Origin of the sequence: Bacillus cereus group sp. RP37 (assembly GCF_040459695.1) — a bacterium.
Lineage (GTDB): Bacteria > Bacillota > Bacilli > Bacillales > Bacillaceae_G > Bacillus_A.
Genome location: NZ_JARVHP010000001.1, coordinates 4,990,400 through 5,002,801, shown reverse-complemented (window position 1 = coordinate 5,002,801; position 12,402 = coordinate 4,990,400). Strand labels below are relative to the sequence as shown.

The window sequence follows — 12,402 nt, the reverse complement described above, 5'->3', positions numbered from 1 at the left end:
TCAATAGTAATTTTGATTGTAAATTTTGCGGAAACAGGTTATATTTTATTGAGAATGATAATCAATGATTAGTAGCTGAGGAGTGACACGAATGAATCAAGAAGAATTGTTTGATGTAACCGTGATAGGCGGTGGACCTGCAGGGCTTTATTCAGCTTTTTATAGTGGACTCAGAGAAATGAAAACGAAAATAATAGAATTTCAACCACAGTTAGGTGGAAAAATACATGTTTATCCAGAGAAGATGATTTGGGATGTAGGAGGGTTATTGCCAGTTACAGGTGATAAATTAATTGAACAACTTGTACAGCAAGGGCTAACATTTAAGCCGGAAGTGGTATTAAATACAAAAGTAGAATCGATTATTCGTAATGAAGATGGTACTTTTACGTTAAAAGCAAGCGATGGAGAAGAACATTTTTCAAAAACAGTTATTGTTGCAACTGGAAGTGGGATATTGAAACCGCAAAAGTTATCCATTGAAGGTGCTGAGCGATTTGAAGTATCTAATTTAAATTATACAGTGAAATCTTTAAAGCGTTTCAAAGGTAAGACGGTCATTATTTCCGGTGGAGGAAATTCTGCCGTTGATTGGGCAAATGAATTAGAACCAATCGCGAAAAAAGTGTATGTAACATATAGAAAAGAAGAATTATCTGGTCATGAAGCACAAGTAAAACAATTGCTGAATAGCTCGGCGGAGTGTTTCTTTAATACATCGATTACAAAACTCATTGCTGGTGACAATCATGAAGCGATCGAATATGTAGAATTAACGAATCATGAAACAAGTGAAGTTTCACATTTACCTATTGATGAAGTTATTATTAATCATGGATATGAACGTGACATTACATTATTAGAAAATAGTGAATTAGACGTTGCAATTATAGATAATTATTATATTGCAGGGAATGCGAATAGTGAGTCCTCAGTAGATGGATTATATGCTGCTGGAGATATTTTAAAGCATGAAGGGAAATTACACTTAATTGCGGGAGCATTCCAAGATGCTGGAAATGCTGTAAATAAAGCAAAACAATTTATTCAACCAGATGCAAGTGAGTACGGAATGGTTTCTTCGCATAATGAAGTATTTAAGAAGAGAAATCGTGAATTGATCAAGCAGATGATGAAATAAGAAAAGAACAAGTATACCCCCATTTACTTCTCTATTCGAGTGACGAGAGAGATAAATGGGGGTTTTCCTGTTTACTATATTTTCAATCATTATAATGACACCGGTTTCATCAGTTCATGTGATATGAACGTTTTATTTGTAAATCTTCCTAGAAAACAATGAATCTATGTTTTGATTACGCAGAACAGTATTAAATTATGCTGTCCCTTTAGCTCGTTCGTTAGGAAATGGCATATTTAATATAGAAACAATGTACTGTTTTCCATGCATTCGAGCTAATGATTCTAATATTTGACGGACGCGTTTTGTAAGATGTCCTTGTTCTTTTATAGCTTCACAATATGCGTCATAGAAAGCGTATTTAGCCCAAAGGAAATCATCTTGTTGGAATAAAAAATGATTTTTGTACCATTCCCCAATTGTATGGTAACAATTGTTTTCATGTATTGCTGCGCTTTGAGAAAGAATACGATCAGATAAAGATGTAGTTAAATGAGAAATTGTGTTTTTTGTTTCAACTTGTAATGTTTGTTCTAACATTGTAATGATGTGACGAGTAGCCATATGTTAACTCTCCTTTGTGTAAATGGGTAATACCATTCTGTATTTAAAAAATCCTTACTATATTATTATACAATATATGGAATGCATCCACCTTCTTTTTAAATTGCATTTACAAAATCTTTTTTATTTGTTTACAAAAATAAAGTAAGATACAGTATATATGAAAAAATAATAAAGGAATGAACGCGTTGTATATAACATTAGAAGAAGCTGCGGAGTATTTGAATTTACCAAAGTCGTATATTGAAGAACTAATTCAGCAAAAGAAAGTTCGTGCGCTATTTGATGGAGAGCAATATTTATTAAATAAAGAACAATTCAATACACATTTAGAACAAATGGAGAAATATAAGCAATTAGTGGAAGAAATATTGAACGAACCAATTCCAGAAGATATGGATGTTAAAGACGAAGATTAAACTATGGGAAATCCCGTATGAAGATATGCAGAAATGTATCTTCATACGGGATTTTTTGTTTCAAGATATCAAAATTTTAAGGAGTCTCCAGGGCTTTTCGGGAGTTTGATAGGTATTAGTCTACCAGGTTAAAAGCATATTTTTTTCTAGCTAGGACAAACATAGAGAACGTAACCTGTACAGATACATATACTATCAGTGCAAAAGCTTATAAATTAATGGAAGGGGTTTTCTCGTGAGTTTATTTCATTGGGATTTTTTGAAAGACTTAATTGGATCTTATGTAAGAGTAAACAGAGGTGGACCAGAATCTCAAAAAGGAACAATAGTATCATTAGGTGTGGACTACTTCGGATTAGAGAATGAAAAAGGAGAGAACCATTACTACCAGCTTCGCCATCTGAAAAGCATTACCCAAAATACGAAAGATGGTGGAGTAGGTGATTTAGAATGGGGAGAAGAAGACATTGCAGAAGACTTTGAAACGCTACTTCAAAGCTTCAAATACCGCTGGGTGAAAATTAACCGTGGTGGACCAGAGAAAATTGAAGGTATTTTACAAGATGTTTCTGGCGGTTATGTAACATTGATTATTAAAGAAGAAGTTGTATTAATTACACTATCTCATATTAAGAGTGTTAATTATAATGCATCTGTAAGTGGAGAGAGTGATGAGAGTAGCAATGAGAAAAGTAATGAAAACAGCAATAATTCAAGTCGAGCTCGCGCACTAAGACAATCAAGTAGAGGAAGATAAAACAGAAAGGAGGGTATGAATTTGAAGGATGTATTATGCTGTGATCAAATCAAAGGTTTAGTTGGTGAGAATGTAAAAGTAAATCTTCGTGGACCGGAAAGTCGAGTAGGTGTACTGTCATTGTTAGGAAAAGATTACCTTACACTACAATTACCTCATGGAGAATTAGTGTATTATCAGCTGAAACATGTGAAGAGTCTAGTCAGAAAAGTAAAAGAGGCACAAGGAGAATATGGTTCATGTTTTTATGCGGAAGAAGATACTTTTTTAGATGTATTAAATGACTTGAAGTATAAATGGATAAAGATTAATCGTGGTGGACCAGAGTGTGTGGAAGGTTTATTGAGTGATATACATGATGGAAATATTACACTAGTTAACGGTGATGAGGTCATTTATGTGATTAATTCCCATATTAAGAGCGTGAGTCAAATAGTTAAAAACAAAAAGACTGAAGAAGAATAATGTTTAATAAATAAAAGGGGCATTATGATTGAAAGTGAAGAATGATTTCATATTTCTCTGTAATTATTTTTGGATATATGAAAAAGGGTTTCTTACTATTAAAAAACAGAACATTGCCCCTGGTTATTTTTTGAAATGGAGAATAGGAGAGTAAAAATTCATAGGAAGGAGGATACAGATGAATGAGTTAAACAAAAGTATTGGAGAAAATATATATGTTAAATTAATTGGTGAAAAAAGATTTAAAGGTGTATTAATAGACGTAGGAAATGATATTGTTGTTCTTTACAATGGACAAGACTACGTATATATATCTTTATACCATGTACAATATTATAAGTTTTTAAGACCATATGATGAAGAGATATCAAAACCAGATGTGGATTCTGTAATTAAGAGGGAATCCCCTTCCATTTCTTTGAGAAAAGTATTAAGTACTTCTAAAGGGATTTTTACAGAAGTTTATGTAGCAGGAAATGCTCCAATACACGGTTATGTTACAAGTGTAATGAACGATTATATTGTTTTTTATAGTCCAGTTTATAAAACAGTATATATATCTTTAAAGCATTTGAAATGGTTAATTCCGTATAAAGAAAATCAAGTTCCGTATGCCCTCAATAAAAATGAACTCCCCGTGAATCCGTTAAATATTACGTTAGCTAGAACATTTGAAGAGCAGCTTATTAAAATGGCTGGAAAAATTATGGTGTTCGATTTAGGTGAGGAGTCTAATAAGATTGGAAAGATGGCGAAGATTGATGAGGGGCATATTGAAATATTAAAAGCACGTGATGCAAAAATGTATGTGAATATTCAACATGTGAAATCTGTCCATTGTCCGTAGACGAGTTGAAAGGGCTGGCTTTTTCTTTTATATGTAGAAGAAAAGGTCGAGCCTATTTGTTTAGATTGATTTGAATATGAGGGTAAAAATGAATTGAATATAAATATGTTAGCTTTATCTATGAAGAGCTAATCTTGTGCGAAATTATAAAAAATATGTACGAGCCATCTTGTAATATATTCAATTTATTTTTTGAGGGAGAACTGCTCAACTAATATATCAAAGGGGTTTTGTTTGTGGAGCAGTTTCCAAATTCGTTATCGATTACATTACTTGGTAGTGCTGGTGGAGCAGCAAAAGCAGTTTTAGCAATTTTAAATCAAGCGATAGTAAATGAAAAAGACCCGATTTATGAAGCGATAAAGAATGTTACATTTCATTTGGTTGATATAAAACAAAAAGATAGGGCTTATTATGGTGAGTTGTTTCCAAATTTGAAAAATCAATTGTTTTTATATGAAATTGACCTTCAAGATGTAGTGAAATTCAAACAACATTTGAAAGAAAAAAGCACGGGTGTTGTTATTGATGTTTCGGGGGCAGATACAATCAGAGTATTAAGTTGTTGTAATGAACTTGGAATTTGTTATATTAATTCAGCTTTGGAAAATGAGGAAGTAGATCAGGACGATAGTTTAATCGGCTTTCAGCTTACGGAAAGATATACGAGGTTTGAGAAGGAGAAAGAGAAATTTACAAATACAAAAGCAATTATAGGCTCAGGTATGAATCCAGGTGTTGTTCAATGGATGGTTGTTGAACTTATGAAGGAGCGGCCAAAAGAAAAGCCAAGAGCATGCTATATAGTAGAACATGATACGTCATTTTTGAATGATACAGCACTGATAAAGCCTCATACACTTTATGCTTCATGGGCAGTAGAGCGATTTCTAGATGAAGCGATATGGAGTTATCCGATGTATATGAGTCAGCATCGTCCTCTTTATTTTTATGAAGATGTATATGCTTCAGAGTATAAAGTAAAGTTAGGAGAGAAAGAGTTTTATGGCTGTTTAATGCCACATGAGGAAGTTTTAATTTTAGGAAAAAACTTCAATATGGAAGTGGGTTTTCTTTACCGAATTAATGAGTATACGACTAATGTAATTAGACAGAACTTAGATCAAGTAGAAGATTTATGGAATTGGAATCGTAAAGTATTTAATCCAGCCGAAGAAGAGATTGCGGGCGAGGATCTAGTAGGTGTATTACTCGTTTATGAAAATAGCGAGACATATATGTATAACGTGATGAATAGCAGTCAAGTTTTTCATAAATATAAAACGAATGCGACTTACTTCCAAGTAGGATGCGGAATTTATGCTGGCTTATGTAGTTTACTGTTCGATAACTTTAAACAAGGTGCCTATTATGTAGAGGAATTATTATTAAATACAGAAAGTAAGTACGGAGAATATTTGAATTTATATATGAATAATTTTGTAATAGGACATAATAATTTTACGGATGGCCTGCTACATGATCGGGTAAGATGGATATAAGTTGTGACGAAAAGGAAGGGGAGATCTCCTTCCTTTTCGTGTTATAAGGTTACATATTGTTCTGAAAGCAATTTCATACTTATAATTTAAGAAGATAATATGTAGAGTTTTTGTATTGATCATGAGGAGTATTTATATGAAAAAATTTAAAAGCTTGATTTATGAGGAAAGAGAAGCTTTAAAAGTATTTGTATTATTATTCTATATTATATTTTTTTTATATGACGTTATTTATTATTTTGTGTATCCGGCTATGAATATTAATGGAACAGCGGTAGGTTGGCCAGAAGGTAGCCTTGGGATAGGTGTGTATATATTTGTAATAGCATTATTTCCTATTTCGATATATCTTCAAAAAAGAGGGTATGTATATTCTGTAAAATATTTATTTTTATTTGGGTACATGTTTATCAATCTTGTTAATAATTTAATGATTTATTTGCGAACGGATAGAGCTTTTGAACATGGTAGTATGGTAGAAATGTTATTAATTTTATTTGCCCCAGTTTTTGTGAATAGAAAATATTTTTATTTAGTTTCCTTTAGTGTAATTGGAAAGTACGTACTGTTCACATTGCTATTACAAGATTTAAAAGTGGTAATTCCGCTTGTTTTATGTGTATTCTATTTCATTATTTCACATTCTTTGTTAAAACGATTTCAATCTTATGTAAGAACAGTGGTTGAAATGATGAACAATATGAAAGAGACAGAAAATTTAGCTGTCATTGGGACGATGTCTACAACAATTGCGCATGAAATTCGAAATCCATTAACGGCTTTAAAAGGATTTACGCAAATGCAAAAAGAAAGAAACCCAGCAGATACGATAAGCTATGATATTATGTTACAAGAAATTGAAAGGATAAATGGATTTGTTAGTGAATTGATGTTGTTAGGAAAGCCGAAGCCAACAAATTATGAATTGTGTAATATACGAGAAATCCTTCTATATGTTGTGCAGCTAATGGAAAGTTATGCAGCGCAATATAGAGTGCAATTTCATTTGCAAATAGAGGGGAATTTACCAGCTATAAACGGTGATGATAAACAATTAAAACAAGTGTTATTAAATATTATTAAAAATGGGATAGAATCGATGCTAGAAGGTGGAGACATTCATATCCGTGTATACGAAAAAACTGAAGGACATTTATGTATTTCTATCGAAGACCAAGGATCTGGTATAGAGAGCGAGAAGTTAGATAAAATCGGTAAAGCTTTTTACACAACGAAGGAGAATGGTACAGGACTTGGGTTAATGATTACACATAAAATTATTAAGGAGCATCAAGGAAGTATCTCCATTCAAAGTAGTGTGGGAGTAGGAACGAAAGTGGAAATTTATTTGCCAACAGTGTAGCGTAGTAAAAGAAATTATTTTTCAGAAAAGTGTTCTTGTTGTGTAAATATAAACATTTTATAAAATGTTGCAAGAAGGGTTTTTTTTTAAAAATACTTCGTTTATAATGGAGGAAAATATCGACATGAGATTGTTTTCTCATGTAACGGTTTAGTAGTGTTATGAAAAGATAAGAAGGGGTGCACGCGCATCCTTTTTTCTATGCAGATATGATGAGAGGGGTGGTATGATGGAATTAACATTAAATTCGACTGTATGTTTACACACGATTCAATTTCGAAAAGAGCAAAAGAATTATATTGTAAAAGATACAATTACAGGAGAAAAATATGAAATGCCGCCACTTTGGATTGATGCATTGGCAATGATGCGTGACGGTTTTTTATTGGGGGAAATTGAGGAGAAATTAAGAGAAGAGTATCCGGCCAAAGAAGTGGATATGCTAGCATTCACGAGGCAGCTGTTAGAGCTAGAACTTGTCGAAATGGTAGATGGAGAAGAGATAGCTTGTACAAAGAAGAAAGAGAAAGATTATTTAGCTTGGGTACGCCCTCGTGTTGAACAATTATTTCTTAATTTAAATAAAAAATATAGAAGCAAAGGTCAATGATGATCTTTGCTTTTTTTATAGACTGTGTTTAAAAAATAACAGCGAATGCTCTTGCAAAAGCACCGTCACTATCTTTAATTTTTAAAGGTGCCGCTGAGAAAAAGAAACGTTTCGTGTTAATGGCATCTAAGTTTGTTAAGTTTTCAATTAAATAAATATTATTTCCAAGTAGTATGTGATGAATCGGTGATGTTTCTGTCGTTACCTCATCAGGAGAAATAAAATCTAAACCGACCGATTTTACTTTTAATCGAACTAGTTCTGTAGCTAATTCTTCGGAAAGATAAAATGCTTCTTTCTCATAAGCTTCTGTATTCCACTTAGTAGATAGGTTGGAATGGAAAATGATAATATCACCTTCTTTTATGTCAGCATTATACAATACTTCCTTAGGTAATTTTCGCTCTTGAATATGAGTTACATCGATAAGAACGGCCTCGCCTACAAATTGATCAAGGGGTAATTGATCGATGGTTGTTGCACCTGAAATGAAATGTGCAGGAGCATCGCAATGCGTGCCAACATGAACGACAGAATGAAAATCTGTAACTTGATAGCCTGTCTCTTCAACGTTTGTAATTGCTTCTAGTTGGATTTTTGGTGTTCCAGGAAATTGAGACATATTGTTTTCAAATGTTTGTGATAGATCAATTACTTTCATTTTACATACCTCCAATATATGTTTTTCAAATAATAAAAAGCCCATCCTTCATAATCAAGAAAGATGAGCTTTACATACTAGTTGAGTATTATCTTCCAAAATGCAATGCATTTTGCAGGAATTAGCACCTATTCAGTTTGTATAAACTGAGGTTGCTGGGCTTCAAAGGGCCGGTCCCTCTGCCTCTCTTGATAAAAGGTATATTTAATTTTAAAGTTCGGAATATTTACGATATTTAAATTGTAATTCATTTCCTTTTTTTACGCAACACAAAATAGGTATTCACCCAAATAAAGTTGCTCGCATATTGTAGCTTATGTAAATAGAATGCTGCGAAGGAGTGAGTGCAGTGACAGGGAATATATTGAATTATTATGCTGGTGGAAATACAGCTAGAGGATTCCATAATTTATACGACGAGAATTTGAAAGGGCTAGATAGGTTATTTATTTTAAAAGGTGGTCCTGGAACCGGTAAATCTTCTTTAATCAAGGCAATAGGTCGTGAATGGATTGAAAAAGGATACGATATTGAATTTTTACACTGTTCTTCTGATAATAAATCGGTTGATGGTGTAATTATCCCGAAGTTAAAAGTAGGAATTGTAGATGGAACATCACCCCATGTTATTGAGCCGAAAATGCCAGGAGTTGTCGAAGAGTATATTAATTTGGGGGTTGCTTGGGATTCAGATAAATTAAGAAAGCAGAAGGTGGAAATTGAACGATTTGTTTCAGAAGCAAGCAAAGCTTTTCAAGCAGCATACGCTTGTTTTAAAGAGGCATTAATTATACATGATGCGTGGGAGAAAATATATATTAATAATATTGATTTTGATAAAGCGAATGAACTAACAGATGAGCTGATTCAGAAATTATTTACAGATAAAGGAGGGAAACAACCGCTTGTGAAACATCGCTTTTTAGGAGCAGCTACACCGAAAGGAGCAGTTGATTTTGTTCCGAATTTAACAGAAGGGTTATCACATCGTTATTTTATAAAAGGACGCCCAGGCTCTGGGAAGTCGACAATGCTCAAAAAATTAGCTAAGGCAGCAGAAGAAAAAGGATTTGAAGTGGAAGTATATCATTGTGGATTTGATCCAAATAGTCTTGATATGGTTATCGTAAGAGAATTGGGTTTTGCAATTTTTGATAGCACCGCACCACATGAATATTTTCCGAGCCGCGAAGGTGATGAAATTATAGATATGTATGCCTTGATTGTGACACCAGGGACAGATGAGAAGTATGCGACAGAAATTCGCGACGTTTCCATTCAATATAAAGCAAAAATGAATGAGGCGATGTCTTTCTTAGCAAAAGCAAAATCAGTTCGTGATAAATTAGAACGAATTTATATTGCTGCTATGGACTTTTCAAAAGTGGATGCATATAAAGAGGAGATTCAAAAAGAGTTTGAACGAATTGCGGTTAGTGTAACAGAAAAGAACAAATAGGGATTTTTGAACTGTCAGAATTTTTCTGACAGTTATTTTAGTATGTAGTAAAATGAGTAATATATTTGTCGAATTTCCAAGGAAATAATCAAAAAATGGAGATGGTAAGAAATGAGAGAGAAAATTGAGCTGGAGTTAGACAGAATTGAAAAAGAGAATGATGTAAAAATTTTATTTGCAGTAGAATCAGGGAGTCGTGCGTGGGGATTTCCATCGAAAGATAGTGATTATGATGTTAGATTCGTTTATATACACCCTGTGGAATGGTATTTATCAATTCATGATAAACGAGATGTAATTGAATATCCGATTAGTGATGATTTAGATATAAGTGGCTGGGATATTAAAAAGGCATTACAACTATTCGCAAAGTCAAATCCAGCTTTACTCGAGTGGATTCGATCACCAATTTTTTATTCGAAAAACTCTCATTTTCCAGAGCAGCTTCAACAAATGAGTGAAAAGAATTTTGATCCAAAAGCAACGATATATCATTACTTACATATGGCATCAAAAAATTATCGTGAATTTTTGCAAGGTGAGAATGTAAAGTTGAAAAAGTACTTTTATGTATTACGTCCTATTTTAGCTTGTAAATGGTTAGAAGAGAAATCGACTTTGCCTCCCGTAGAATTTGATCGGTTGATTACAGAATTATCATTAGAACGTAGCGTGTTAGATGAAATTGAAAAGTTGTTAATAAAGAAAAAAGCAGGTACTGAAGTAGATGTTGGATTGAAAATTCAGGTGCTAAATCAATTCTTAGAAGAACAAATTCATTACTATCAGCAATACGTGAAAAGGATTGAAAAGGGATTAGGGATCGATATTGAGAGTTTAAATACATTGTTTCGAGATATGCTGTTTGAAGTATATGAAAAAGAGCACAAGTGAGTTTGTGCTCTTTTTTATTTTGCAGGAATAAAAAAACAGATATAGATGCGAGAAGACCTGCGAATGAGAATAAGTAAAAATTCCACGCTAAGTCATATTGCATTGTCTACTCATTATCAACTCGTTTTAACGGTTGATCTGCTGGACCTTCCATAACATCCCCATCAATTGAAAAGCGGGAACCGTGACAAGGACAGTCCCAAGTACAATCACCATTATTCCATTCAACTTCGCAGCCGAGATGTGTACAAGTTGTATCGACAATATGTAATTTTCCATCTTTGTCCTTATAAGCACCTGCTCGTTTCCCATTAACATGTACGACAGATCCTTCACCAACTTCGAGATCTTCTGGCTTACGTAATGCGGTTTCGATCTTTCCTTCAATTAAATGTTTCGCAACATCAATGTTCTGGGAGAGGAATGTTTTTATATCTGGATTTGCATGGAAGCGTGACGGTGCATACAGTTCCTTATAGGGATTGTGGACTTTTAGAATGGAGTCCTTCAGTAAATGAGCGGCAGCAGTTCCAGTTGTCATTCCCCATTTACGATATCCAGTTGCAACGAATATATTTGGATTTCTTTCGTTAATATGTCCGATATAAGGAAGCTTATCTAGCGTGATTAAATCTTGTGCTGACCATCTATAGGGAACTTCATCTACTCCAAACGTTGCTTCCGCAAAAGAATACAGTGCTTCATAATGAAGCATCGTGTTTATTCCTTGTCCTGTTTTATGACTTTCTCCGCCAATTAAAATCAATTGTTCTCCATTTTTTGTTGTATAGCGTAAGGAACGTTTTGGATTATCAATACTTAAATACATGCCACCTGGATAATTCGATTTTGCTTTGATTGCTAGAGCATAAGAGCGTTCGGCATACATTCGCGTAAAGAAAAAGCTATTCGCATCATAAAAAGGAAAATGTGAACAAGAGACAACATATTTGCAAGTGATGCGATGTCCGCCCTTTGTAATGACTTGTGGATAATCACCTTTTTCCACATCAATCGCTGTTGTTTGTTCATAAACTTTTCCGCCCATCTCCACAAACTTTTCTAAAAGTGTTTTCAAATAAAGGAGGGGGTGGAATTGTGCTTGGTTTTTCATGACAAGTGCAGATTGTACGGGAATCGGAATCGATAGAGATTGAACATAGTCACAAGGTATATTTAATTTTTGATAGGCTTCATATTCTTTCGATAAACTTCTTAATCCATTATCAGTAGTTGTATATAAATATGAATCTTCATTTGAGAAATTACAGTCGATTTTATATGTTTGCACCGTTTCATTTATGAATTGTAGAGCATGATTATTTGATTCATAGTAAAGCCTCGCTTTTTCCACACCGAAATGATTTATTAATTCATCATAAATAAGATCATGTTGTGCTGTTACCTTTGCTGTTGTATGTCCAGTCGTTCCATTTAAAATAAGACCGGAATCAATTAAAACAACGTTCATACCTTCTTTTGCAAGTAAATAGGCTGTGGTGATACCTGTAATACCAGCTCCGATAACAGCAACTTCTGTCTTTATATTTTCAGATAAATGTGGAAATGCAGGGACCTGAGTAGATTCAATCCAATAAGATGATGGCAATTGTGGAAATGTATCGCTTGTCATTATAGAAACCTCCCGATTTTAGAACAATTTTCCTTATAATATTTCCATATTATATGAAAATCATGTGTGCTGTTTTAGAAGGAGTCT

13 protein-coding genes and 1 riboswitch are annotated in these 12,402 nt (G+C 33.5%); of the genes, 10 read left to right on the top strand and 3 right to left on the bottom strand.

Annotated elements, in window-relative coordinates:
• Positions 1-91: 91 nt before the first annotated feature.
• The gene (locus tag QCI44_RS26295; protein WP_016089506.1) at positions 92-1,141 is read left to right on the top strand and encodes an NAD(P)/FAD-dependent oxidoreductase; all 1,050 of its coding nucleotides are present in this window, start codon (positions 92-94) and stop codon (positions 1,139-1,141) included.
• Positions 1,142-1,336: 195 nt separating this feature from the next.
• On the opposite strand, the gene QCI44_RS26290 is transcribed toward QCI44_RS26295, so the two are convergent.
• Entirely contained in the window at positions 1,337-1,705 is a 369-nt protein-coding gene (locus QCI44_RS26290; protein WP_016133510.1) for a hypothetical protein, read from the bottom strand.
• Positions 1,706-1,884: 179 nt separating this feature from the next.
• Here QCI44_RS26290 and QCI44_RS26285 point away from each other — a divergent pair, with 179 nt between their 5' ends.
• From QCI44_RS26285 to QCI44_RS26255, 7 genes are all read left to right on the top strand, one after another.
• On the top strand, positions 1,885-2,124 hold the full coding sequence (locus QCI44_RS26285) for a helix-turn-helix domain-containing protein (protein WP_080118117.1): 240 nt from the start codon (positions 1,885-1,887) through the stop codon (positions 2,122-2,124).
• 235 nt (positions 2,125-2,359) lie between these two features.
• Positions 2,360-2,881, top strand: coding sequence for a hypothetical protein (locus QCI44_RS26280; protein WP_000051644.1), 522 nt, complete (start codon positions 2,360-2,362; stop codon positions 2,879-2,881).
• Between the two features lie 21 nt (positions 2,882-2,902).
• A complete protein-coding gene (locus tag QCI44_RS26275) occupies positions 2,903-3,346 on the top strand; it encodes a hypothetical protein (RefSeq protein WP_000655885.1) in 444 nt (147 codons plus the stop codon).
• A gap of 178 nt (positions 3,347-3,524) precedes the next feature.
• Positions 3,525-4,193, top strand: a complete 669-nt coding sequence (locus tag QCI44_RS26270; protein ID WP_001004278.1) for an LSm family protein — start codon at positions 3,525-3,527, stop codon at positions 4,191-4,193.
• A gap of 236 nt (positions 4,194-4,429) precedes the next feature.
• Positions 4,430-5,695 carry an S-adenosylmethionine decarboxylase related protein gene (locus QCI44_RS26265; RefSeq protein WP_353811501.1) on the top strand — a complete coding sequence of 422 codons (1,266 nt, stop codon included), beginning with the start codon at positions 4,430-4,432 and terminating at the stop codon, positions 5,693-5,695.
• A 136-nt stretch (positions 5,696-5,831) separates the two neighbouring features.
• Complete coding sequence (locus tag QCI44_RS26260) at positions 5,832-7,058, top strand: ATP-binding protein (protein ID WP_016133511.1); 1,227 nt, start codon at positions 5,832-5,834, stop codon at positions 7,056-7,058.
• A gap of 229 nt (positions 7,059-7,287) precedes the next feature.
• Positions 7,288-7,668, top strand: a complete 381-nt coding sequence (locus tag QCI44_RS26255; RefSeq protein WP_033659615.1) for a hypothetical protein — start codon at positions 7,288-7,290, stop codon at positions 7,666-7,668.
• A gap of 28 nt (positions 7,669-7,696) precedes the next feature.
• Here QCI44_RS26255 and QCI44_RS26250 read toward each other — a convergent pair whose 3' ends face one another.
• The gene (locus QCI44_RS26250; protein WP_016089500.1) at positions 7,697-8,329 is read right to left on the bottom strand and encodes a cyclase family protein; all 633 of its coding nucleotides are present in this window, start codon (positions 8,327-8,329) and stop codon (positions 7,697-7,699) included.
• An 85-nt stretch (positions 8,330-8,414) separates the two neighbouring features.
• Positions 8,415-8,527, bottom strand: a riboswitch (SAM riboswitch).
• A gap of 151 nt (positions 8,528-8,678) precedes the next feature.
• On the opposite strand from QCI44_RS26250, the gene QCI44_RS26245 reads away from it, so the two are divergent.
• Both QCI44_RS26245 and QCI44_RS26240 read left to right on the top strand, forming a co-directional pair.
• Positions 8,679-9,788, top strand: coding sequence for a PRK06851 family protein (locus tag QCI44_RS26245; RefSeq protein WP_016133513.1), 1,110 nt, complete (start codon positions 8,679-8,681; stop codon positions 9,786-9,788).
• 111 nt (positions 9,789-9,899) lie between these two features.
• Positions 9,900-10,682 (top strand): nucleotidyltransferase domain-containing protein, encoded by a 783-nt coding sequence (locus QCI44_RS26240; RefSeq protein ID WP_016089498.1) that lies wholly within the window; start codon positions 9,900-9,902, stop codon positions 10,680-10,682.
• 106 nt (positions 10,683-10,788) lie between these two features.
• Here the strand turns inward: QCI44_RS26240 and QCI44_RS26235 are convergent, their stop codons facing one another.
• Positions 10,789-12,315 (bottom strand): FAD-dependent oxidoreductase, encoded by a 1,527-nt coding sequence (locus QCI44_RS26235; RefSeq protein ID WP_353811500.1) that lies wholly within the window; start codon positions 12,313-12,315, stop codon positions 10,789-10,791.
• Between the last annotated feature and the right edge of the window lie 87 nt (positions 12,316-12,402).